The following is a 22,567-nucleotide window of genomic DNA, read 5'->3' as shown; positions in this document are numbered from 1 at the left end:
AGGTCAATCTACCTTTCTTGAGAAAAATGACCTAATCCGCTTAATAAACTTGCGATCAGGTTCTGAATCAGACTCTTGGTTTAAAAAGCTTTCGACCAATTTTTTTATTTGTTTTGTCGCTTTACTTCGCGGTACAAATGTATAAAAAGGTTCCTGTTGTTTAACGGCTTGCATAATTGATGGATCATCTGGCATATAGCCCTGATACGTTAAATCACATTCTAAAAATTTAGTCACAACCGCATTCAATTTACTATAAGCAAATTCTCCTTCATCTCCATCGCTCGCTCGATTAACTAATAATGATAATTGTAAATCATCACGATCGCTATGCACCACTAATCGTTTCATGGCTGCATAAGCATCCGTGATCGATGTCGGTTCAGTCGTCGTGACAACGATACTCTCATCTGCTGCTTGAATAAAAGCTAAATGTTCTTCCGTCATCCCAGCCCCTAAATCAAAAATAATATAATCGTAGGAAGCCGTGACATACTGAAGTTGTCGGACAAAATAATCATATTTCGAACGATCGAGATGAAAAAAGTCTGATAAGCCAGTTCCAGCTGCTACATAGGACAATTGTTGTGGTCCTGTCTCTATAATATCAGAAATTTGTAACTTTTTCTCTAACATTGTCGATAAACTTTGTTTCGGTTGTAGACCGAGTAAAATATCAATATTACCCATCCCAATATCTAAATCGAAAATGAGCACTTTTTTATTCATGTCAGACAGAGCCATACCAAAATTCAATGCAAAGTTAGATTTTCCTACGCCACCTTTTCCGCTAAATATCGCAATCGTATGAGCTTGATTTTGCTCTTGTTCTAACATACGCTGTCTTAAATCATGCGCTTGGTCTTTCACGTACGATCACCCACTATTAAGTCCGTCATCTGTTGGGCTGAAGGTCGTTCAATATCATCTGGAACATCTTGCCCATTCGTTAAGTAAGCAATTTTAAACTGGTGTTTACGCCATAGATTTAAAATCGAACCAAAATGTTTAGTTTCGTCTAACTTGGTGAAAATAACTTGACTAATATATAAATCATGAAAGCGAGTATAAATATCGTCAATGTCTTGTTCTTTTGCGGTCAGTGATAGCACAACAAATAATTCATCGTCATCCTCAAACTGAACGAATTGTTTAACTTCATCAATATACTGATCATGTCGGAAGTTGCGGCCAGCTGTATCGATCAAAATTAAATCTTTATCGGCAAATTGTTCTTTTGCTTTTACAAAATCGTCTTGGTTGTAGGCAACTTCTACAGGCAAGTCGAGAATTTTGGCATAAGTCTTCAGTTGTTCGACAGCAGCAATACGATATGTATCAAGTGTGATTAAGGCTACATCTAATCCTCGATTGATCGACGCATCAGCGGCTAATTTAGCTAAAGTCGTTGTTTTACCTACGCCCGTTGGCCCAAATAAGAAGACTTTTTTAACACTTTGTTTTTGTTCGTATTCGATCGCCTCTTGCATATCTTCAGTTATTTGACGCTTTACGATTTCCCAATAATCAGCTTCATCCGCTTGTTTATCGCTCGTATAATATTCAGACATCGCGGGTTCCATCAACTGGTGCACGTGAGTTTCTGCGACACCTTCTTCGTGCAATTGTTTAGCAACGGCTTCTAAAGGCGCGGGATAAGATGTTGTACTTGATGATGATTGCATCAGTGATTCACGCAACTCACGAATTTCTTTTAATAAATCTTGATCCGTTGTCACCGAACTTTGCTGCTGTGGTTGGTGCAAATTAAGTGACGATTGTTTGTTCAATTTAAAATTTAAATTCGGTTCTTTTATGTCACCTTCTTGTGTCGAAGGTTTCACAGGAGTTGGGTCAACAGCGGCAACCACTTCGATATTTTTCTTTTTAAATAGTCCGAGAAACCCTTTCGTCCGCTTCTCTTTAGAATTTAATATTACAGCGGAGTCACCGAGTTCTTTTCTGACCGTTTTCATAGCTTCAGGCATAGTCGGTGCCGTATATTTTTTTACCTTCATGCGATGTTCACCACCCCAGCGCTTTCGACTTCAAGATCAGGTTCTAACTCATTATAAGACAAGACGACTACATCCTTTAAGTAACGACCAATCATTTGCTTCACGTAACGTCTAATCGCAGGTGAGCATAATAAGACAGGTGTCGAGTCATCCATAAATGCTTGGCTTGCTTCTTGATGAATCGACTCAATAATTTTTTGTTGTGTTTCAGGATCCATCGATAAAAAGTTCCCGTGCTCCGTTTGTTGAATATGCTCAGCAATTTTCTTTTCGACTTGCGGAGATAACGTCACAACTTTCATCGTATGGTCAGGTGATGCGAACGTTTGGGTAATTTGCATCGATAAGGACTGCCTGCAATACTCAGCTAACAGATCGGTATCATTCGTCATTTTGCCGTAATCAGCCAACGTTTCAAAAATCACCGGGAGATTACGAACCGAGATTTGTTCTTCTAATAACTTCGATAAGACTTTTTGCACTTCACCAACAGACAGCGGCTCTGGTGTCACCTCTTCGACCAATGTTGGGTAACTCTGTTTCAAGTGATCTATTAATTGTTGTGTTTCCTCACGGCCGAGTAATTGGTGTGCATATTGCTTAATGACTTCTGTAATATGTGTTGATACAACAGAAGGCGGATCAACAATTGTATAACCAGACAGTTCAGCTTCATCTTTCATATCTTCTGAAATCCATTTAGCAGGTAATCCAAATGCCGGTTCAATAGTATCAATACCTTCAATCGAGTCGTCTTCCATCCCTGGCGACATCGCTAAGTAATGATTCAAGTACAATTCACCTTTAGCGACTTCATTACCTTTGACTTTCAATTGATACTCGTTCGGGTTTAACTGAATATTATCACGGATACGAACGACAGGAATGACAATCCCTAATTCTAAAGCCAATTGACGGCGGATCATCACAACTCGATCGAGTAAGTCACCACCTTGGTTCGCATCAGCGATTGGAATGAGCGCATACCCAAACTCGAATTCAATTGGATCCATATTAAGTAAATCAACAACATTGTCTGGTTGCGCCACTTCTTGTTCCTCCGCTTGTTCTTCGGTTTCCTCTTCCTCATATGCATCCCGACGTTCTTGTGCACGGGTTAAGAACCAACCACCTACGGCTAAAATAGCAGCAATAAACGTTGTCAGTAAGAAGTTAATCGGTGTTAGGCCAAGGAAGAAAATCGTACCTGCCGCAACATACAGTAAGTGCGGGTAACGGAAAAGTTGACCCGTCACATCGTGTGATAAATTACCTTCAGCTGCTACACGTGTGACGATAATACCTGTTGCCGTTGCAATTAAGAGAGCCGGAATTTGTGATGTTAAACCGTCACCGACTGTTAAACGTAAAAATGTATTAACAGTTTCATTGAAGGTTAAGCCCCACTGTGCCATACCAATAATAAACCCGAAAATAATGTTGACTAAGACGATGACAATACCAGCAATCGCATCCCCTTTCACGAATTTACTGGCACCATCCATCGCACCGTAAAAGTCAGCTTCATTTTCAATTTTTTCACGGCGTTGTTTCGCTTGTTGCTCCGTAATCATACCCGCATTCAAGTCGGCATCAATACTCATTTGTTTACCTGGCATCGCATCTAACGTAAAACGTGCCGCCACTTCCGATACACGCTCGGCACCTTTTGTAATGACGATAAATTGAATAATTACTAAAATAATAAAGATAACGAAACCAACAAACGGGTTACCACCTGTTACGAATTCACCAAACGTATCAACGACATTACCAGCGTCAGCTTCTGATAAAATAGAACGTGTAGTCGAAACGTTTAATCCTAATCTAAACAACGTTAATAGTAAGAGTAATGAAGGAAAAATCGCGAAATCAAGTGCTTCCTGTGTGTTCATCGTGACTAAAATAACAATAAGAGCTAATGAAATATTTATTAAGATTAAAATACTTAATAGCCATCCCGGTAATGGAATGACTAACATGACAATAATTAATATAACACCAAATAATACCGACATATCTCTTGCTGACATGTTTCAAAATCCTCTCTTCATTACTACTTCGCGCGTTTTTCCAACTTGTATACATAAGCAAGTACTTCAGCCACTTGTTGAAAGAAATCTTCTGGAATCGTCTCGCCAATTTCAGCACTGTTGTATAAGCCTCTTGCTAATTGACGGTTTTCGATTCGAACAACATTATTAGCATCAGCGACCTCACGTATTTTTAAAGCGACATAATCGACCCCTTTAGCAATCACAAATGGGGCGTCTGCCTTGTCCTCGTCATACTTAAGCGCAATTGAGTAGTGCGTCGGGTTCGTGATGACGACATCAGCATCTGGCACTTCACTCATCATACGTTGTTGTGCCATAGAGCGCTGGCGTTCTTTCATGCGTGACTTAATTAGCGGATCACCTTCCATGTTTTTGTTCTCGTCTTTAACGTCTTGTTTTGACATCCGGATATTTTTCTCGTGGTCATAACGCTGATAAACGAAGTCAATGACCGCTATAATGAGCAACATTAAGGTCGCCGCCACACCCATTAATAGCGTTAGTTGCCCGAAAAAAGCAATTGCATTACCAATCGATTTTTGTGATAACATCATCAGTTCAGAACGATTCCACCACAAAATCGTGAAACAAACGACAGCAATTGATGACACCTTTAACATCGATTTCAAAAATTCAACAATAGCACGCGCTGAAAAAATCCGCTTAATACCATTAATAGGATTAACTTTATTTAAATCAAATTTGAGCGGTTCACCTGTGATGAGGAAGCCAATTTGTAAATAGTTCGCTACTAAGGCAGCGACTATAGCTACAGCCATAATAGGTAAGACCACTTTGACTGCTTCAACTGACACTTGAAATAAGACGGTCTCAACATTTTCTGGTGTTACTTCTAAATGAATCGTTTCGGTAAAGGCATATGTAAAAATACTCGATAACGTATCACCTAATGTTGAGCCGAAAGCTACCATGAACACGAAAACAGCGAACAGTAGTATAGCAGTCGTTATATCTTGGCTTTTGGCAACTTGACCCTTTTTACGGGAATCTTCACGTTTTTTAGGTGTTGCCTGCTCTGTTTTCTCTTGATTAAAATATTGTAAGTCTAATCGCAGTAACGCCACATTACGCGCCTCCAATCAACTCCATTAACTGCCGCATTGTTTGGAACATGTATTCAAATAGTTGTGAGATTAATAGACCGAAAAAGCTAAATGCGATAAAAACAGTTACGAAACTCACTAAAATTTTAAGTGGTAAACCGATAATAAAGACGTTCATTTGTGGTACGGTACGAGCAATCATACCAAGTGCCACATCGACTAAAAACAACGTCCCTACTATCGGAATCGCCATTTGGAAGGCCAGCATGAACATTTGTGACATCGTCACGATGATAAATTCAGCAAACGACTCTTGCTCTATAGGAATCATATCTTGGAAGCCGATGAAATCATAGCTATAAAATATTCCGTCAATCAGTAAATGGTGAGCATTAGTCGCAATTAATAACAACATCGCCATGATGTAGTAATACTGACCTATGATCGGACTTTGCACACCTGTTTGCGGGTCCACAACGTTAGCAATCGCGAAACCCATCTGGAAGTCGATGAAACCACCTGCGATTTGAACTGCTGTGATAATAATATAAGCAACCAAAGCGAGCATAACCCCGATGGTCAGCTCTTTTAACAAAAGTAATATGTATTGGCCATCCACCGCTAAAACAGGAATGTCGAGTGTTAAATACATAATCCACGACAGCATGACAATCAAACCAATTTTGACTTGGTTTGGAATCGTTGTATAAGCAAATAAAGGTGCAAATAAAATGAAACCCGTTAAACGAGCCAGTATTAAGAAGAAAGCAGGAATACGTGTAATATCTAATAATTCAAGCATATTAACCAATCACTTGTGGAATATTATTAAAAATACTGACCGTAAATTCGATCATGCGCTGCAACATCCAAGGACCTAAAATGACAATCGCAATAAAAACAGCAATAATCTTCGGAATAAACGCTAACGTTTGTTCCTGAATTTGCGTCGTTGCTTGGAATATCGCTACGGCTAAACCAACAGCTAGGGCAATAATTAGTAACGGCCCTACGACAAGTAAAATTGTATAAACGCCTCGTTCACCTAAGGCGACAACCATCTCTGGAGTCATATCGATTCCTTCTTCCTATTGCTAACTAAAACTTTCTAATACTGAATGGGTCACTAAGTACCAACCATCGACAATGACAAACAGCAATACTTTAAACGGTAATGAAATCATAACTGGCGGTAGCATCATCATACCCATCGACATCAGGACACTGGCAACAGCCATATCAATTACGAGAAATGGTATAAAAATCATAAAGCCCATCTGGAAGGCTGTTTTCAGCTCACTTATCACAAATGCTGGAACTAATGTTGTAAGCGGTATGTCTTGGACAGATTCAGGTGTTTCAGCACCCGTATAATCCATGAATAACCCTAAGTCTTGTTGCCTAGTATGTTCAGACATGAAATTTTTAAATGGTATGCTTGCTTCCTCATATGCTTCGTCAAGTGTAATTTCATCATTAAACAAAGGCTGAAGGGCTTCTTCATTCACTTCATATAATGTTGGCGCCATAATGAAAAATGTTAAAAAGAGTGCTAAACCAATTAACACTTGGTTGGGTGGCATTTGTTGTGTCGCTAAAGCTGTTCGAACGAATGATAAAACGATGACAATACGCGTAAAACTCGTCATTAAGACGAGAATACTCGGCGCTAATGTTAAGACAGTTAGTAACAGTAATAACTGAACTGCTGTCGAAATATTGCCGGGATCATTATCTGCAAATAGATTCATAAACTCATTCATCGTGACGGTCATCCTTACCTTGATAACGTTTCATCATGCGTTTTCTCGAATTTTTCATCGTTTCAAGTTCTGTTTTGAACTGATTTTTCGTTTCAGCTTCTTGATATGTGTTTCGTTTTTTGCTTTGAAAGTTTTGTAAAAATGATTGGAACGATGCATTGCCTGACGCTTCTTCAGGTGATTGTATAAGTTGGTCTATCGTATCTGGGTTCTCGATTTGTGTTAGAAATTCGACATTTTCGCCTACTCCAACTAAATAAAAATCGTCACCGACACGTACAATCTGAGCCGATTTGTTATGACCTAATGCTACACCACCAATATTCTCCATCGCTCTCGTTTGTTGATAATTGCGCGTACGTTTTTGAATAAACTTCAACACGACATATAGCAGTGCTAAGACGAGAACGAGTGCCGCTATCATTCTTAGAAAATCAAGAAACAAAGACTGATTGGACGAGCCAACAGCATTTTCGTCCTCATTTGATTCATTATTAGAATCGTCAGGCGATAAGTCATCCGTTGGCTCATCGTTTTCATTTTGATTTGATGAAGAATCAGATTCTAAACAGTCTGCGACGCTTCCTTCGCAATCTGTATTAGCATTTAATATGCCGCCCTCGAAGGACAAGGCGATTAAAACTGTTAGTAATCCAACCAAAAAAACTCGTTTCATCATGATTATCGTCCCTTGTATCAATTAACTTAGCGCTTTTCCAATAGCTTCTAACACACGATCAGCTTGGAAGGGTTTAACGATAAAGTCTTTCGCTCCTGCTTGAATTGCGTCGATTACCATCGATTGTTGACCCATGGCAGAACACATCACAATACGTGCATTCCCATCTTCACCCATGATTTCTTTCAACGCTTGAATCCCGTCTTTTTCAGGCATTGTAATATCAAGCGTAACTAAATCAGGCTTTAATTCCTTATACTTATTAACGGCATCCTGTCCGTTTTCACCTTCACCAACTACTTCATAACCATTTTTCTCTAAAATGTCCTTAATCATCATGCGCATGAATGCCGCGTCGTCTACTACTAAGATTTTTTGTCCCATGATTAAATCCCCCTAATTTATTTATCGTAATTTTTGAATACGTTCTGATTGACTTAAAATATCAGACACTCTGACACCAAAGTTTTCATCAATAACAACAACTTCACCTTTCGCGATTAATTTGTTATTAACGAGAATATCAACAGGCTCACCTGCTAATTTATCCAATTCAACGATAGACCCTGTGTTTAATTCTAAAATTTCTTTAATGCTTTTACTAGAACGCCCTAGTTCAACAGAAACATTTAATGGAATATCCATTAATAGATTTAAATTTCGATGTTCTTCTTGTGCGAGCTGTGGTTGTTTACCAAACTCTTCGAACTGTGCTTGATCAACACTGTGCCCTTCACCTTGTTGAAACGATTTTTGCCCCAATTGTTGCGGGTTAGCCGCTGCCTCCGGTTGTGGTTGTGGCTGGGGTTGCGCTTCAGGTTGAGGCATAGTTGGCTGTTGTGGTTGCGATGGTTGTGGTTCAGGGTCCGGTTTTGGCGCAGATGGTTGCTCTGACACCGTACTCGCTTCCTCAGATTCGGTTGAATCTTCTCCATTTAGTAAACTATCGACAAACTCTTTCGCAAATTCAATTGGCAACAGTTGCATAATGTTCGAGTCTATTAAATCACCAACTTTAAGCTGGAAGGACACTTTGACAAAGTTGTCTCCGTCTGGAATATAGTCGGTACCTTGCCCTGTTTCAACATCCAATACTGTTGTGTCTGGTGGAGTGATATCAATCCGTTTATTAAATACAGATGACATACTCGTTGCAGCAGACCCCATCATTTGATTCATCGCTTCTTGAACAGCACTTAGTTGAATTTTACCAAGCTCCTCAGCAGGGTTCGTCCCATCTCCCCCGAGCATTAAATCAGCAATCACTGCTGCATCATGACTTTTAATTACAAATAAATTCGTTCCTCTTAAGCCATCGGTGTAGTCAACTTTAACCGCAACATGTGGAGACGGGAATTCATTAACTAACGACTCACTGTCAATCGCTGATACGACCGGTGTTGTTATCTCTACTTTTTGATTTAAAAGTGACGATAGTGCTGTCGCTGAGCTTCCAAATGAGATATTACCTAATTCTCCAATTGCATCAATTTCTATATCAGTCAATAAATCTTGCAACATCGACGATTCATCACGATTATCTTGATCAGTCGTTTCATCTGTTTGATCCTGATCATTATCGTCGTTTGTACCATTCAACAACGCATCGATTTCTTCTTGGGATAGCATATCATCGTTATTATTCATCATCTTCACCTCTCAATTCGCCCAAGATCTGAACAGCCATGTGACGTTTTTGTTTACCAGGCTGAACATGGAATTTCGGTTCATCATTAACATACATCGTTAATGGATCATCGATATGTTGATCTAACATGATCACATCATCTTGATTTAAATTCAAAAATTCTTCAATTGAAATAGCTGACTCGCCGAGAACAGCTTTTGCCTCAACATCAACATGCGTTAAGTTTTTAGATAAATGTTCATAATCTTCAGGGTTACTTTTTGATTTTTCGTTTTGCATCCAATAATGGACAGATAATTTCGAAATAATTGGTTCTAACACCATGTGTGGGATGCAAATATTCATCATGCCTGAGCTTTCACCGATCGATGCGTTTAATGAAACCACAACAACCGTTTCATTAGGTGATACCATTTGAATAAACTGTGGATTTGTTTCAAACTCTTCTAACGTTAAATCAATGTCGACCATAGATCCCCATGCTTCTTCTAACGACTCAAACGCTTTTTCGAATAATCGAGACATAATTCGACTTTCGATTTCGGTTAAATTGTCGACTTTGTTCGTGCCTTGCCCTTCACCACCTAGCACGCGATCGACAATCGCATAAGCAATGTTCGGGTTCACCTCATACATTAACCGTCCCTCTAGCGGATCAACTGAAAATATGTTCAAGACCGTCCGTTGTGGCATTGACCGGACGAATTCTTCATATGGGACTTGGTCTACTGACGCGACAGTCACTTCTGCATAAGACCTTAATTGGGCGGCGAAAAACGAGGTTAATAACCTAGCGAGATTTTCATGTATTCTCGTTAAACCACGAATTTGATCTTTTGAAAAACGTAAGGCTCGTTTGAAATCGTAATCACGTATTTTTCGTTCGTCTTTTTCTTGTTCTTTTAGCTCATCTGCGTCCATCTCCCCCGTCGAAATTGCCGATAAGAGAGCGTCAATTTCGCCTTGGGACAGAACATCATCCGCCATATCATCACCTCCATCGTGGAGTGCTATTCGTTATTGCACGGCTTTTTGTGTAATGAAGACATCTGTTACTTCGCCTTCATTCAATCGTTCGTTAATTGCAGTTTTTACATTGTTACGTATCGTTCTTAAATCATTTCTAAAATCGTCACCTTCCATAACCGTCAATTCCTCAATGATTGCATCGTTTAAAATAAATTGTTCACCTGATTGGAGTTGCGACATTGTATCTTGATCGTTTGTCACGACACGAAACTGAATACGAATAAAGTTACCATCTGCTAAGTCCGTCGTAATTTCATCTGTGACAAAGGAATTTTCAGCCATTTCACTAATCGTTGGCTCGCCATTTTCAGTACTACCAAAATCGACATAAAGTAATAAAATAATAGCGACAATACCAATAATCGTCAAGGCGATAATCGTCGTTAACATGATTTTAATCGGTTTCGACATCTGTATCAACACCCTTCGCTTGGAGATTGATCAACCCGACTTGTTGATAAAACGAAGTCGTTCGACTCACTATTTCGTCTTTAGATTCTTTTACAAAGTACGTTTTGCCATTAGACAATGTAATGGTAGTGTCGGGCAATGCTTGGACTTTCTCTATGTACAAGGCATTAATGACAAATTCTTCACCGTTTAATCGGGTTATATTAATCATAAATGATAAGTAGGGCTAAGCGACGTTAGCCCCTTTCCTCCTTATCGTTTTAGGTTTACTAATTCTTGAAGGATCTCATCAGATGTCGTAATCACACGTGTATTTGCTTGGAAACCACGCTGTGCTGTAATCATCGACGTGAACTCTTCTGATAAGTCAACGTTTGACATTTCTAATGCACCAGCGTATAGGTTACCCGTTCCGCCGTTACCAGGAGAGTTTAAGAACCCGATTTCGCCATCCTCCATTAATCCGGAGTTGTCACTTTCAGTAAAGTTATTACTACCAGCTTTTGTTAACCCTTCAGCATTTGAGAAGTTAGCTAACATCACTTGGCCTGCAACTCGAGCTTGTCCGTTCGAATCAACGAAATTCACAGTACCATCAGCAGCAATGTTAAAGCTTTGAGCACCCTCTGGAATTTGAATACGTCCAGGTGAATTAAGAGTGTCTTCACCATCATAATTTGTTACTCCAGTTCCTTCATCGTTCGTTAAATTCGTATTGGTATCTCCAAGTAAATATTGACCATTAGCATTAACCATGTAACCTTCTTCATCAAGATAGAAATTACCAGCACGTGTGAACATAACGTTATCTTGTTCTAGCGATACTGATTTATCACCTTGGTCAATAAACGAATCTAATTGTGTAATGAGATCATCATAAGTTCCATTTTCATCATTTTGATTATCAATGAGTTGTGATAGTGTTTTAGCATCATCAAGTGACGTCAAAGTAACCTCATCACCGTCAACATCTAAATCCGTATCATCTAAATCTACATCCCCATCAACTGCAAAGGAAATTTCAAAATCTTCTAGGTTTTCAACGTCACCATCATAATCAAAATCACCATCAGACAAATCTACTAAGTCTTCTCCAGCAACGAAATCATCGTCATCATTTTCTACAATCATCCCTACATCATTTAACACATCTAAAAAGTTGTCAGGTTCTGTTGACCACGTTCTCTCCGCTACCGCAAACATGCCGTCGCCTTCAATCGCTAAGTCAAGCGGACGGTTTGTCGTTTGGCGGTTACCTTGTGTATGGATGTTGTCAATGCTTCCTGTGTTTGAACCAAGACCAACTTGCATTGGGTTTTGACCACCTATTTGGCCTCCTTCAGCAGGAGCTGTGGCACCTTGTGTCGTTTGGCTCATTAAGTCAGAAAATGTTTGACGACCTTTTTTGAAACCAAATGTGTTCACGTTCGCAATGTTATTGGATGTGACATCTAGTTTTTCTTGGAACCCGCTCATGCCGGAAATTCCTGTGTATAAAGAACGTATCATGTATCGTTCATCCTTTCCTTCTCGTGTAATTGAACTGCTTCAGTCAGTCAGCAGTTTGAACGGCTTCCGTTAGGTCCAGCCGTTAGTCGTCTTGTAAAACGATTGTTCCGTTAATGTTTGTTAACAGTTGACTCGATGCTTCTTCACGGTTCATCGCTGTGACGATCGTATCATTCTTTGTACTGGCGATTAACACGGCATCACGCGTAATAATCGCTGAATCTGTGACGCCTTTTTCTTTCGCTTCATTCATTTTGTTTTCAATTTGTGACCATTGTTGGTCACTAATGTCAATTTGACGTTCATCTAAACGTTTTTGAGCGTGTTTGCTCACCTTAATCCCTTCACCAGCTACTTGTTGTTCTAAAACCGACTTAAACGATTGACCTTGAGTTGGTTCGGTTTTTGGTTTTGTCGGTAATGGTAATGGCTGTTGATGATAAACCGGATTGATTTTATTCATTTGTTCCACCATCACTTCCATCATTGGTTTGGCCAATTTGGATGATTTGGTCAGAATTGATTTCATCACCGTTTTCTAATGCAACGACAATTCCGTCTTCGCCTTTACGAACCGATTGCACCGTTTGTGTGATTTCTTCTAGATTACCGTCACTGTTTTCTTTTTCATAATTAACTGATTGACCGATTAAGTTAGACATTTGAAGAAAATCTGAATAACCTTGATTTTCTGCCATCTTCTCAATACTTTCAGCCATGTTAGTAGATTGTTCTAACTCAGAAAAGGTTGCCATTTGCGCGACGAAATCTTTATCTTTCATCGGATCCAATGGGTTTTGGTTCGTTAACTGGGTCATTAATATTTCTAAAAAAGCATCACGACCTAATCCTTGATCGCCTTGTTGTTGAATCGGTTGTTTGTTCTGGCTTTGTAACATTAAAGACTCATCAATTTTCATATTTACACCTCCTCATTAATGAGTAGATCTCGGAATGACAGAGGTTCTTCAACGACATCATCTTCATCTGGACTGTTATCAAACTGTTCCTCTTCAAACAGTTGTCCTTCCTGATCTTCATTTTGCTCATCATTTAAATGTTGTTTCGTGAAATCGGTGTTGGTTTGATCAACTTGACGTTCAATCACGACTTGATGTGGTTGGAACATATGTCTTAGTTGATTCAAGTTGCCTTCTAGCATGTCTTTAGCAGCTTGTGACATAACCGAAATCTTCACTGCCATTTGGCCGTCAATTTGCATGAATTGAAGTGTCATTTGACCTAAATTAGCCGGTTTCATCTGAATCGTTACATTGTTTGCGCCATTTGCACGACCAAAGTTAGATGATTGGATAATCTTCTGTAATTGTTCAATCATTTGCTGTTGGTTGCTCGTTTGTCCTGACGATTGCTGTCCAGTAGCTCGAGATAAATGAATCGTGTATTGTTCGATTTTTGACATTTGATTGTTGTCGCCAAACAATGTATCGAGTTTAACGGTTTGCATCGATTGGTCGCTAGATGAACCATTCAATATCTGTGATAAATTTTGGCGAATAGCGGTGACATCTTGACGGTGTTGTAACGACGGTTGATTGAGATTTTGTTTATTCAATTGTTGTTGTAATTGTTGTAATAATTGCTGCCATTTTTCGTTTGAACCTGATTGTTGGTTTGATGTCATGTTTTGTTGCTGACCGAACAAGGCAGCGATCACGCGTGCTAAAGCTTGTTCCGTTTGTTGCAATTGATTTTGACCATTAGACACCATCGTTTCAACTTGTTGTAAGTTCATGGTTTGTCCGTTTAAGACAAATTGACTCATATTTTGCTCTTGCATAGATGCGAGTAATTGCTGAACCTGATCTTCTGTAATCGATTGGGCACCACTGATCTCAAGTTTTGCTAAAAGGTTTTGCAAGTCTTCAGCGGATAACCCTAACTGATCTAGGCTAACACCATCCATGCCTTTAATCATGTTCGTTAATTCATCTTGGCTCAAGTCACTCAACTGACCATTTGTTTCATTCTGTAATTGCTTTAAAACATCTGTTAGTTGGCTAGATGACGTTTCACTTGATAGTTGTTGGTGCGACTCTAGTAAAAGTTGGCCTAAAGCGTTCAGTTGCTCACCGGATAATTCCGTCATAAACGATCCTGAATCAGTCATGAGTTGGTTGATCGTGTTCACAAGTTGTGAAAGCTCACCTTCTGATAATTGACTGACTAACGATGCTAAATCACCATCTCCTGAATCAAGTGCTTGTTGTACTTTTGCAAGCAGGGCTTTGACATCACTTTCAGACATTGTCTCACCACTAGACATAGACTTAAGTCCATCTTGACCGGATAAATTTTGCAACATGTTTTTAAAGCCTTGGCCACCAGACGATTTACTACTCACAGCATTTGTCATCGGCTGATTTTGTACTGTTGGCATCATTGTGACGAGTCCATTCATATTTTCACCCCCTTTCAAAGGAATTAGATATTACTTATTCAGCGTTAGATCGCTGGACAAGCGCGTTCGATAAATTGGCAGCTAATTCGGGGTCCATTTCTGCTAATATGGAACCTCGTGCTGTGTCATTCATTTGTGCTAACACATCTAAGACGACTGCTTGTTCCATTTCAGTCATGACTTCCGCCGCTCGGGTAGCGTCCATTTCCGAAAACGATCGTGTTAGACGTGACACCGTCTCATCACGAGAAGCTTGGTCATTTTGATCTTCTTCTAACTGTTCTTGCAATTGAGCGATTTGAGCATTTAATTCTTCAATTTCTTGCGTTTGAGAATTAATCGTCGCCTCTTGTTCACTAATCGTTGCTTCTTGATCTTGAACGGTCGCTTCGTAATTGGCTAACTGTTCTTCATAATTCTCCTCTTCAGGACTTGTCACAAATGAATTAACAATTGGCATTTGACTACCGTATTCTCTTGCTTTTTCGATCGGATTCACACCAGCAAATGTTGCAATGATTAAGACAAGTGTGACTGCAAAAATGATTGGTATCACGATAACGAATAAAAACCATTGCAATTTGCTCGCATTTTCTTTATTTTGACCTGTAGCCATTTGATCACCTTTTACTTCACTCTAGAATATTGCTGGACTGCGATTTCATCTAAAAAGGATGCTTCAGCTTGTTTATCTAATTCTCGTTGCTGTTCTTTCTTATGCTCAATGATTTTATCAATCTTTTTCACTTCTTGATGGGCTTCTTGAACAGCGTCTTGTTTTTTGTACATGTTCAGTCGTGCTTGATGAACTTTCTTTTGTAGCGACCCTTCTTGTTGCTCTAACATACTTAAATAATTATAATAGCCTGCCATCTGATCAACTTTTATACCAGATGACACATGATGCTCCAACTGCGCTTGAACATTTTCTTTTGATTTTAGAAGGTCATATAGCTTTGTCGCTTCTTGTTCAAAGTGGTCAAGTGCACGGTCATAATTTAACCTGGCATCATCTAATTCCTGTTCCCGGACTTGGTACAGTTTTTCAAATGCTTTTATATCACTCATGACATATCACCGTTTCGGAAAAGGGTTTTAAGTTGTTTAAATGTTTCATCAGCTGTAACAACTTGATCCATCTGTTGTGACAAAAATTGCATGATTTTCGGATAATAAAAGATTGCTTCGTCAATGTCTGACGAGGAACCATTTTTATACGCGCCGATTTGAATTAGTTCACGGTTTTCTTCATAAATGGCTAATAACGAACGGACACGCTGTGCTAATTGTTGGTGTTCTTGGCTGACGATCTTCTGCATCAAACGACTGACTGATTTCAGAATATTAATCGCTGGATATTGTCCTTGTTCTGCCAATTGCCTGTCTAATACAAGGTGTCCATCAAGTAATCCTCGTACAGCATCAGATACCGGTTCATCCATGTCATCCCCATCGACTAAAACCGTGTAAAAAGCGGTAATACTACCCGCCTCATCTGGCCCTGTTCGCTCTAACAGCTGTGGTAGTAAGGCGAAAACACTTGGTGTATAGCCTTTAGTTGTCGGTGGTTCGCCACTAGCTAAACCGAGCTCACGTTGTGCCATGGCAATACGCGTTAATGAATCCATCATTAAGTTCACATGATAGCCTTGGTCTCGGAAATACTCCGCAACAGCTGTGGCTGTACTAGCGCCTTTGATACGTTGTAATGCGGGCTGATCGGATGTAGCAACGATAATAATTGAACGCTTTAACCCTTCAGGACCTAAGTCATGTTCAATAAACTCACGGACCTCACGACCACGCTCACCTAATAAGGCGAAAACGTTTATCTCGGCATCACTATTTTTCGCAAGCATTCCTAGCAAGGTGCTTTTACCAACGCCACTTCCCGCAAAAATACCAATTCTTTGTCCTTTTCCGACCGTTATACAACTGTCGATTGCTTTGACTCCCGTTGAGACAACTTGGTCAATCGGTGCCCGCGATAAAGGGTTCGGTGGTTTTTGTTCGATATTAAATCTATCTAAATTGGTCGGTAACGTTTGGTCATCAAGTGGTTCGCCTAAACCGTTTAATACGCGGCCAATCAGTTCATCACCAACTTGAACGTGTAACGGCTGATGTGATGTTTCGACTAAACTATCAGGGCCAATCATGTTTGTCTGTTCATAAGGCATCAACAAAACGTGTTGCTCTTGGAATCCAACAACTTCTGCTTTAACGTATTGCGATTTTTGCTGGTCTGTATAGATATAACACACATCACCCATATTGGCTTCAGGACCTTTTGATTCAATCAATAATCCTACGTTACGATTAACACGCCCGTACCGTTTGACAATATCCGCTTGTTCAATTCGATTTAAAATATCTTCAACCACCATATACGTTTACCCCTCTATATCCTCAATTAACGTTCGCTTCAGCTCATTTAGGCGGGTGTCAATTGAGGTGTCAATTTGGCCTTGTTCAGTTTCAATCACACAACCATATTCATCCATCGTTTTCTTCGGGTAGATTGATAGAGTCGTATACTGGTTTAACAATTGTTGTAATGTTTGTTTACGATCAAGTAATAGTTGATATTGGTTTACGTGAACATACACTTTAATTTCAGGTTGATCTGATACGTCTTCGATACTTTCTTGAACGACTGGTAGAAAACGGGATTCATCTTCATGTAATTGTTGATGCAGTATTTTCTCAGCTGATTTAACTGCAATCGACAAAATCGTTTCTTCTGCAGCCTGCACTTTATTATGGTAATCAGATTGTGCTCGTTCAACAGCTTGTGTAGCTTGATTAATTAAGTCATTAAATTGACCTTCACCTTGCTGAAAGCCATCTTGATAGCCTTGTTCATGTGCTTGATTTAATGCTTTTTGCTTTTCTGCTTCAAACTGTTCCCGCTCTTGTTCAATTTGTGCCCTCGCATCTTGAATCATTTGATCGGCTTGCTGTTGTGCATCTTCAAGCTTCTGTTCTGCTTCTTGAACTTTTTCTTGCGCTAATGCATCATAATCAACTTCTGTTTCGTCTTCTGTTTCTTCAACAGGTTCTTCCGGTAGATCAATTGGTTTTAGCTGAATCTTTTTTGTCTTATCAATTTGTGATAATCGATAAAGGTTAGACAATGATATCGTCACCTCCGCCACGCGCAATGACGATTTCACCCATTTCTTCTAGTCGGCGAATCGTGCCGACAATTCGTGTTTGTGCTTCTTCAACATCTTTTAACCTGACAGGTCCCATAAATTCAATTTCTTCTTTCATCGTTTCAGACATGCGGTTTGACATGTTGCTAAATAGCATATTTTTTACTTCATCACTGGCAACTTTTAACGCTAACATTAAATCTTCGTTCTCAGTATCGCGGATAATGCGTTGAATAGCACGGTTATCCAATGTCACGATATCTTCGAAGACAAACATACGTTTCTTAATCTCTTCAGCAAGTTCAGGATCTTGCACTTCTAAATCATCTAAAATAGTTCGTTCAGTTGTTCGATCAACACTGTTTAGTATGTTAACAATCGATTCGATACCACCTGTTTCGGTGTAATCATCTGTCACTGTTGTCGATAGTTTCTTTTCGAGTAAATGCTCCACTTCATTCACAATCTCAGGTGACGTCGATTCCATAACAGCTATACGTCTTGCAATATCTGATTGGTGTTCTTCTGATAACTCAGATAATATTTGCGACGACTGTTCTGGATCTAAATAAGACAACACCAACGCAATCGTTTGTGGATGCTCATTTTGAATAAAATTGTATATTTGTCCAGCATCTGCTTGGCGGGCAAAATCAAATGGTCTCACTTGGAGTGATGTCGTTAATCGATCAATGATTTTACCTGCCTGATCGTCACCGAGCGCTTTTTCTAGTACTGTTTTCGCGTAATTAATACCACCTTGCGCAATATAATCTTGCGCAATGGCGATTTGGTGGAATTCATCCATGATTTCATCTTTTTGCTCGGAATCGACTTTTTTAACAGATGAAATCTCTAATGTTAATTGCTCAATTTCTTCTTCAGTCAAATGTTTATATACTTCAGCAGAAACATCTGGACCTAAAGAAATGAGGAGCGCTGCCGCTTTTTGTTTACCTGATAATTCTTTCTTTTGTGCAGTCATAGAAACCTGACTCCCCCTTTACTCATCGATCCATGAACGAAGTAACTTAGCAAAATCTTCTGGCTTATCTTTGGCCATTTGCTCAAGTTGCTTACGTCTTACGTCAGCTTCGGTTTCTTCTTGTTCAATAGTGTAATCGCGTTCTTCTTGAGGCTTTCGTGTTTCAACAACTTCTTCAGTTGTTTCCCCACGATTGCGGTTTCGCATAAGAATAAAGAGTAAAATAACCACAACTAATACTAAAGCAGCTCCAGCGATATACATCCAAGTTGGTATACCTGGTGTACCTCCCTCGAATTCTGGTGCTCCATTAAATTCTTGAAATACGATAGAATATTTATTTTCTGGATTAATTGCTGTTTCTTGTTCAGGTATTGATGTTTGGACAATTGTACCTAAAATAGATTGAATATCCGTTTCTAATGCTTGTTGTTCTTCATCTGTCAATTCAACAACTTCACCATTTTCGTTCTCCACGGTATTATCGACAGCTACTTGAATACCAAGATCGCGAATTTCGTATGGCGCTTCGGCAATTTCGCGACGAACACGGTTAAATTCATTATTAATTGTCTCGCGCGTGTTTTCGTAATCCGATACTTCCTCCCCGTCTTCAATGACAGCTGGTAATTCTGGAATATCACCTTCTCCATCAACTAAATCACCAGCATCATAACCTGTATAGGTTTCTGTTACACGTTCAACACTAACGGGTAACCCTTCCATTGTCTCCATATCAACAGGTTCAACTAGGTTTTCAACACGGTTTTCTTGTGAAAAATCAATATCTGATGTAACCGAAACGACGACTTGATCTTGTCCCATCATCGTTCCTAGCATTTGTTGGACTTCGCGTTGAATATCTTGTTCGATATCATCTTTGATCTGTTGGTTCTCTGCGTATGTACTGCTTGCGCCGGAACCTCCGCCTTCAAGGTCATAATAGTTGAAGTTTTGGTCCATAATCGCAATGTTTTCTGGTTCTAAGTTCGGTACCGCTTTGGATACTAAGTGGTATAGACTCTGGACCTGGCTTTGATCAAACGAACTACCATAATCCGTTTCAATCGTGATCGATGCGGATGATTCACCTGTTTGGTCCGCCACAAACACTGATTCTTCAGCTTCGTTGATCAACACTTTTGCCCCAGAAATACCAGAGATATTGGTGATTAAATTCGATAATTCTGTTTGCAATGCGTCACGTTCAATGATTTGCCGTTCTTCGTCGGTCATACCCCATGACACATTATCGCTGAAAAACGAGTAATCGATATTACCACTGTCTGGAATACCTTGAGCGGCTAAATCAACTAACAACTCATCAGATTGTTGCTCAGGAACTAGTATGGTTGTCCCACCATTTTCAATTTCGTGTGGTACCCCCTGCGATTGTAGTTCCTCACGCAAGTTACCAGCCTCTTGCATGGAAAGATTACTGTATAAAGGAACCATATTCGGTGATGTAGCAAAAATCGTAAGCCACACTAATAGAATAATAGCTCCTAATGTACCCCCAACAATGAGCGATTTCTGAGGAGTTGTTCTCGATTTCCAAAATTCTGTTATTCGATTCCTATATGTTTGTACTGTTTCATTCATTGTAGTCCTCCGACTCTCAGAAAATCTTCATCTAGACTTGTAATTATAGTTGCATTCGCATCACTTTGTTATAAGCATCAACTGCTTTGTTTTGCATCTCAGTTGCCGTTTGTAATGTGACACTTGCTTTTTCTGCGGCGATCATGACGTTATGTAAATTATCTGCTTCGCCGTTAACAAGTGCATTTGTTTGTTGGTTAGATGCTTGTTGTGCTGAATTCACTTTGTTAATCGCATTTTTTAATTCATTAGCAAACCCTTGTTGCACATCACTTGCCGTTACTTGGTTTTGTTGTGTTTGTTGTGGGTTTAAGCTTGCTGTTGCTTGAGTAAAAAATTGCGGATCAATTGGTTTCATCTAAACCACCTTACCTTCCAATCTCTAATGCTTTCATCATCATACCCTTCGATGCGTTTAATGCCGTTACGTTCGCTTCGTATGAACGTGATGTAGACATAAGCTCTAACATTTCTTCTAATGGATCAACGTTAGGCATTTGGACATAGCCATCTTCATTCGCATCTGGGTGAGACGGTTGATAAACTTGTTTGAATGGTGACTGATCTTCTTCAACTGAATTAATTCGTACACCTTGACCAGGATTATCACTGCGTCCTAATGATTTTTGTAAAAATGAATCAAAACTAGCACCGCGTGATTCTTGTGACACAATCTTTCTGCGATACGGTACCCATTCGCCGTCTTCATTTTGCTCAGCGCGTGTTGTATTCGCATTCGCAATATTAGATGAGACGACATCCATTTTGAAACGATTGGCTGTTAAAGCACTTGCATTTGCATTTAAACCGTCAAAAATACTCATGTTTATCTGCCTCCTACAGCTGTTTTAATCGAACTAAATTTACCGTTTATACGTTCTGTTAATGCTTGATAATACATTTGGTTTTTAGCTAATTCACTCATCTCTTTGTCAATATCAACACTATTACCGTTATGGTTGTATGTCGCATCTTGTCGAGCGGAGATGTTAAAAGATGGTTCTTGTCCTGAAAACGAAATGTGTCGCTGGTTCGTTTGTCTAGCATCAAAACTAGCAGCATTTAAATGATCTTTGAATGAAACATCTTTCGCTTTATACCCTGGCGTATCAACATTAGCGATGTTATTTCCGATAGTTTGGTTTTTCACTGATGAATAATTTAACCCTTGTTCTAAATTACTGATCGTTTGACCGAATAAATTCATTTAAACCCCCACCTCTGTTAAAAGGTTTTCGAATAGTTATAACTTATAAGGTGCTTAATTTTCTTATATTATTGCATATTTTTACGAAAAATAACACAGTTTCTATTAAACTTTTAGAGATTTTGTCGATATTATCAAATTAGGAATATGTATACCTAGGACTAAAGTATGTTATAAAAACAAAACAAAGGCTAGTCGTCATAAACGGCTAGCCTTTTATCATGAATTATAACATATTCACTTTTTCTAATTCGACAAGAAATTTATCATTTAATACTTTGATGTAAGTCCCTTTCATACCGAGTGATCGTGACTCAATGACACCGGCACTTTCCAACTTACGTAACGCGTTCACAATAACAGAACGTGTAATACCTACGCGATCAGCTACTTTACTCGCAACAAGTAACCCTTCATTACCATCTAACTCGTTAAAGATATGTTCAATCGCTTCAAGTTCACTGTACGATAATGAATTAATCGCCATTTGCACCACAGCTTTACTACGCGCTTCTTCTTCGATTTGTTCGGATTTCTGATGTAAGATTTCCATACCAACAACCGTTGCACCGTATTCAGCTAACAATAAATCATCGTTATCAAACGACTCTTCAATGCGGCTAAGAACAAGCGTCCCTAAACGTTCGCCACCACCTATGATTGGTGTAATAGTTGTTAGACCATCTTTGAACAACTCTTTATTTTCAACCGGGAACGCTGTGTACTCACTATCAATATCAATGTTTGCTGTTGTTTCTTGAATACTAAATAAATTATTTGTATATTCTTCTGGGAATTGACGTTCTTCTAACATGGACTTCATTCGCTCATTTTCGATTTCCTGTTTGATCGCAAACCCTAATAACTTACCTTTACGACTTAACACAAAGATGTTCGCCCCAATGACATCACGTAGTGTTGCTGACATATCATTAAAGTTCACAGCCTTACCTTGTGTTTTTTGGAGCATTGCATTAATAACTCGTGCTTTTTCTAATAAATTCATCTTTATTCC

Annotated in this window: 27 protein-coding genes; all 27 read right to left on the bottom strand. The window is 39.3% G+C overall.

The features are described 5' to 3' along the window. Positions 1-3 precede the first annotated feature (3 nt). Positions 4-870 (bottom strand): MinD/ParA family protein, encoded by an 867-nt coding sequence (locus ABID56_RS01170; RefSeq protein ID WP_354218577.1) that lies wholly within the window; start codon positions 868-870, stop codon positions 4-6. Next, positions 867-2,018: a flagellar biosynthesis GTPase FlhF gene (flhF, locus tag ABID56_RS01165; protein ID WP_354218576.1), complete on the bottom strand. Its 1,152-nt coding sequence runs from the start codon at positions 2,016-2,018 to the stop codon at positions 867-869. Before flhF ends, ABID56_RS01170 begins: the two co-directional genes overlap by 4 nt. After that, a complete protein-coding gene (flhA, locus tag ABID56_RS01160) occupies positions 2,015-4,051 on the bottom strand; it encodes a flagellar biosynthesis protein FlhA (protein ID WP_354218574.1) in 2,037 nt (678 codons plus the stop codon). The genes flhF and flhA overlap by 4 nt, the downstream gene beginning before the upstream one ends. A gap of 23 nt (positions 4,052-4,074) precedes the next feature. After that, positions 4,075-5,160 (bottom strand): flagellar biosynthesis protein FlhB, encoded by a 1,086-nt coding sequence (flhB, locus tag ABID56_RS01155; RefSeq protein ID WP_354218572.1) that lies wholly within the window; start codon positions 5,158-5,160, stop codon positions 4,075-4,077. A gap of 1 nt (position 5,161) precedes the next feature. Continuing rightward, the gene (fliR, locus tag ABID56_RS01150) at positions 5,162-5,941 is read right to left on the bottom strand and encodes a flagellar biosynthetic protein FliR (RefSeq protein WP_354218570.1); all 780 of its coding nucleotides are present in this window, start codon (positions 5,939-5,941) and stop codon (positions 5,162-5,164) included. Between the two features lies 1 nt (position 5,942). Further along, positions 5,943-6,212 (bottom strand): flagellar biosynthesis protein FliQ, encoded by a 270-nt coding sequence (gene fliQ / locus ABID56_RS01145; RefSeq protein WP_354218569.1) that lies wholly within the window; start codon positions 6,210-6,212, stop codon positions 5,943-5,945. Between the two features lie 21 nt (positions 6,213-6,233). Beyond that, positions 6,234-6,902 carry a flagellar type III secretion system pore protein FliP gene (gene fliP / locus ABID56_RS01140; RefSeq protein ID WP_354218567.1) on the bottom strand — a complete coding sequence of 223 codons (669 nt, stop codon included), beginning with the start codon at positions 6,900-6,902 and terminating at the stop codon, positions 6,234-6,236. Further along, entirely contained in the window at positions 6,895-7,581 is a 687-nt protein-coding gene (locus ABID56_RS01135) for a flagellar biosynthetic protein FliO (RefSeq protein ID WP_354218565.1), read from the bottom strand. The genes fliP and ABID56_RS01135 overlap by 8 nt, the downstream gene beginning before the upstream one ends. 21 nt (positions 7,582-7,602) lie before the next feature. Then, entirely contained in the window at positions 7,603-7,965 is a 363-nt protein-coding gene (locus tag ABID56_RS01130) for a response regulator (protein WP_354218563.1), read from the bottom strand. A 21-nt stretch (positions 7,966-7,986) separates the two neighbouring features. Beyond that, positions 7,987-9,231 carry a flagellar motor switch phosphatase FliY gene (fliY, locus tag ABID56_RS01125; protein WP_354218562.1) on the bottom strand — a complete coding sequence of 415 codons (1,245 nt, stop codon included), beginning with the start codon at positions 9,229-9,231 and terminating at the stop codon, positions 7,987-7,989. Further along, positions 9,221-10,216 (bottom strand): flagellar motor switch protein FliM, encoded by a 996-nt coding sequence (gene fliM, locus ABID56_RS01120; protein ID WP_354218560.1) that lies wholly within the window; start codon positions 10,214-10,216, stop codon positions 9,221-9,223. Before fliM ends, fliY begins: the two co-directional genes overlap by 11 nt. A 30-nt stretch (positions 10,217-10,246) precedes the next feature. Further along, positions 10,247-10,669, bottom strand: coding sequence for a flagellar basal body-associated FliL family protein (locus tag ABID56_RS01115; protein ID WP_354218559.1), 423 nt, complete (start codon positions 10,667-10,669; stop codon positions 10,247-10,249). Beyond that, a complete protein-coding gene (locus ABID56_RS01110; protein WP_354218557.1) occupies positions 10,653-10,880 on the bottom strand; it encodes a flagellar FlbD family protein in 228 nt (75 codons plus the stop codon). Before ABID56_RS01110 ends, ABID56_RS01115 begins: the two co-directional genes overlap by 17 nt. Positions 10,881-10,921: 41 nt before the next feature. After that, entirely contained in the window at positions 10,922-12,178 is a 1,257-nt protein-coding gene (locus ABID56_RS01105) for a flagellar hook-basal body complex protein (RefSeq protein ID WP_354218556.1), read from the bottom strand. Positions 12,179-12,260: 82 nt separating this feature from the next. After that, a complete protein-coding gene (locus ABID56_RS01100) occupies positions 12,261-12,641 on the bottom strand; it encodes a TIGR02530 family flagellar biosynthesis protein (protein WP_354218554.1) in 381 nt (126 codons plus the stop codon). After that, positions 12,634-13,098, bottom strand: a complete 465-nt coding sequence (flgD, locus tag ABID56_RS01095; protein WP_354218553.1) for a flagellar hook assembly protein FlgD — start codon at positions 13,096-13,098, stop codon at positions 12,634-12,636. Before flgD ends, ABID56_RS01100 begins: the two co-directional genes overlap by 8 nt. A 2-nt stretch (positions 13,099-13,100) precedes the next feature. Then, positions 13,101-14,600, bottom strand: a complete 1,500-nt coding sequence (locus ABID56_RS01090; RefSeq protein WP_354218551.1) for a flagellar hook-length control protein FliK — start codon at positions 14,598-14,600, stop codon at positions 13,101-13,103. Positions 14,601-14,634: 34 nt separating this feature from the next. Further along, complete coding sequence (locus tag ABID56_RS01085) at positions 14,635-15,216, bottom strand: MotE family protein (RefSeq protein ID WP_354218549.1); 582 nt, start codon at positions 15,214-15,216, stop codon at positions 14,635-14,637. A gap of 11 nt (positions 15,217-15,227) precedes the next feature. After that, on the bottom strand, positions 15,228-15,668 hold the full coding sequence (gene fliJ, locus ABID56_RS01080; RefSeq protein WP_354218548.1) for a flagellar export protein FliJ: 441 nt from the start codon (positions 15,666-15,668) through the stop codon (positions 15,228-15,230). Next, a complete protein-coding gene (gene fliI / locus ABID56_RS01075; RefSeq protein WP_354218546.1) occupies positions 15,665-16,987 on the bottom strand; it encodes a flagellar protein export ATPase FliI in 1,323 nt (440 codons plus the stop codon). Before fliI ends, fliJ begins: the two co-directional genes overlap by 4 nt. 6 nt (positions 16,988-16,993) lie before the next feature. Then, positions 16,994-17,737, bottom strand: a complete 744-nt coding sequence (gene fliH / locus ABID56_RS01070) for a flagellar assembly protein FliH (RefSeq protein ID WP_354218545.1) — start codon at positions 17,735-17,737, stop codon at positions 16,994-16,996. Then, positions 17,730-18,743, bottom strand: a complete 1,014-nt coding sequence (gene fliG / locus ABID56_RS01065; protein WP_354218544.1) for a flagellar motor switch protein FliG — start codon at positions 18,741-18,743, stop codon at positions 17,730-17,732. The genes fliH and fliG overlap by 8 nt, the downstream gene beginning before the upstream one ends. An 18-nt stretch (positions 18,744-18,761) precedes the next feature. After that, positions 18,762-20,345 (bottom strand): flagellar basal-body MS-ring/collar protein FliF, encoded by a 1,584-nt coding sequence (gene fliF, locus ABID56_RS01060; RefSeq protein ID WP_354218542.1) that lies wholly within the window; start codon positions 20,343-20,345, stop codon positions 18,762-18,764. A gap of 43 nt (positions 20,346-20,388) precedes the next feature. Continuing rightward, on the bottom strand, positions 20,389-20,703 hold the full coding sequence (gene fliE, locus ABID56_RS01055; protein WP_354218541.1) for a flagellar hook-basal body complex protein FliE: 315 nt from the start codon (positions 20,701-20,703) through the stop codon (positions 20,389-20,391). 10 nt (positions 20,704-20,713) lie between these two features. Next, positions 20,714-21,169 carry a flagellar basal body rod protein FlgC gene (gene flgC / locus ABID56_RS01050; RefSeq protein ID WP_354218540.1) on the bottom strand — a complete coding sequence of 152 codons (456 nt, stop codon included), beginning with the start codon at positions 21,167-21,169 and terminating at the stop codon, positions 20,714-20,716. Positions 21,170-21,171: 2 nt separating this feature from the next. Continuing rightward, a complete protein-coding gene (gene flgB / locus ABID56_RS01045; protein ID WP_354218538.1) occupies positions 21,172-21,552 on the bottom strand; it encodes a flagellar basal body rod protein FlgB in 381 nt (126 codons plus the stop codon). 226 nt (positions 21,553-21,778) lie between these two features. After that, positions 21,779-22,558 (bottom strand): GTP-sensing pleiotropic transcriptional regulator CodY, encoded by a 780-nt coding sequence (codY, locus tag ABID56_RS01040; protein ID WP_354218537.1) that lies wholly within the window; start codon positions 22,556-22,558, stop codon positions 21,779-21,781. Positions 22,559-22,567: the final 9 nt, after the last annotated feature.

This window comes from Alkalibacillus flavidus (assembly GCF_040545925.1).
GTDB lineage: Bacteria > Bacillota > Bacilli > Bacillales > Alkalibacillaceae > Alkalibacillus > Alkalibacillus flavidus.
Note: the sequence above shows the minus strand (reverse complement) of the source record. Positions and strands in the feature narration are given on the sequence as shown.

Bases quoted from the DNA above. Each gene is read 5' to 3' on its own strand.
- flgB (WP_354218538.1), bottom strand. From the start codon at position 21,552: ATGAATTTATTCGGTCAAACGATCAGTAATTTAGAACAAGGGTTAAAT.
- flgC (WP_354218540.1), bottom strand. From the start codon at position 21,169: ATGAGTATTTTTGACGGTTTAAATGCAAATGCAAGTGCTTTAACAGCC.
- ABID56_RS01100 (WP_354218554.1), bottom strand. From the start codon at position 12,641: ATGAATAAAATCAATCCGGTTTATCATCAACAGCCATTACCATTACCG.
- ABID56_RS01085 (WP_354218549.1), bottom strand. From the start codon at position 15,216: ATGGCTACAGGTCAAAATAAAGAAAATGCGAGCAAATTGCAATGGTTT.
- fliY (WP_354218562.1), bottom strand. From the start codon at position 9,231: ATGATGAATAATAACGATGATATGCTATCCCAAGAAGAAATCGATGCG.
- ABID56_RS01130 (WP_354218563.1), bottom strand. From the start codon at position 7,965: ATGGGACAAAAAATCTTAGTAGTAGACGACGCGGCATTCATGCGCATG.
- fliG (WP_354218544.1), bottom strand. From the start codon at position 18,743: ATGACTGCACAAAAGAAAGAATTATCAGGTAAACAAAAAGCGGCAGCG.
- ABID56_RS01135 (WP_354218565.1), bottom strand. From the start codon at position 7,581: ATGATGAAACGAGTTTTTTTGGTTGGATTACTAACAGTTTTAATCGCC.
- fliP (WP_354218567.1), bottom strand. From the start codon at position 6,902: ATGAATGAGTTTATGAATCTATTTGCAGATAATGATCCCGGCAATATT.
- fliR (WP_354218570.1), bottom strand. From the start codon at position 5,941: ATGCTTGAATTATTAGATATTACACGTATTCCTGCTTTCTTCTTAATA.
- ABID56_RS01105 (WP_354218556.1), bottom strand. From the start codon at position 12,178: ATGATACGTTCTTTATACACAGGAATTTCCGGCATGAGCGGGTTCCAA.
- fliF (WP_354218542.1), bottom strand. From the start codon at position 20,345: ATGAATGAAACAGTACAAACATATAGGAATCGAATAACAGAATTTTGG.
- fliJ (WP_354218548.1), bottom strand. From the start codon at position 15,668: ATGAGTGATATAAAAGCATTTGAAAAACTGTACCAAGTCCGGGAACAG.
- codY (WP_354218537.1), bottom strand. From the start codon at position 22,558: ATGAATTTATTAGAAAAAGCACGAGTTATTAATGCAATGCTCCAAAAA.
- flhF (WP_354218576.1), bottom strand. From the start codon at position 2,018: ATGAAGGTAAAAAAATATACGGCACCGACTATGCCTGAAGCTATGAAA.
- ABID56_RS01115 (WP_354218559.1), bottom strand. From the start codon at position 10,669: ATGTCGAAACCGATTAAAATCATGTTAACGACGATTATCGCCTTGACG.
- fliE (WP_354218541.1), bottom strand. From the start codon at position 20,703: ATGAAACCAATTGATCCGCAATTTTTTACTCAAGCAACAGCAAGCTTA.
- fliM (WP_354218560.1), bottom strand. From the start codon at position 10,216: ATGGCGGATGATGTTCTGTCCCAAGGCGAAATTGACGCTCTCTTATCG.
- fliQ (WP_354218569.1), bottom strand. From the start codon at position 6,212: ATGACTCCAGAGATGGTTGTCGCCTTAGGTGAACGAGGCGTTTATACA.
- flhA (WP_354218574.1), bottom strand. From the start codon at position 4,051: ATGTCAGCAAGAGATATGTCGGTATTATTTGGTGTTATATTAATTATT.
- fliI (WP_354218546.1), bottom strand. From the start codon at position 16,987: ATGGTGGTTGAAGATATTTTAAATCGAATTGAACAAGCGGATATTGTC.
- ABID56_RS01110 (WP_354218557.1), bottom strand. From the start codon at position 10,880: ATGATTAATATAACCCGATTAAACGGTGAAGAATTTGTCATTAATGCC.
- flgD (WP_354218553.1), bottom strand. From the start codon at position 13,098: ATGAAAATTGATGAGTCTTTAATGTTACAAAGCCAGAACAAACAACCG.
- ABID56_RS01090 (WP_354218551.1), bottom strand. From the start codon at position 14,600: ATGAATGGACTCGTCACAATGATGCCAACAGTACAAAATCAGCCGATG.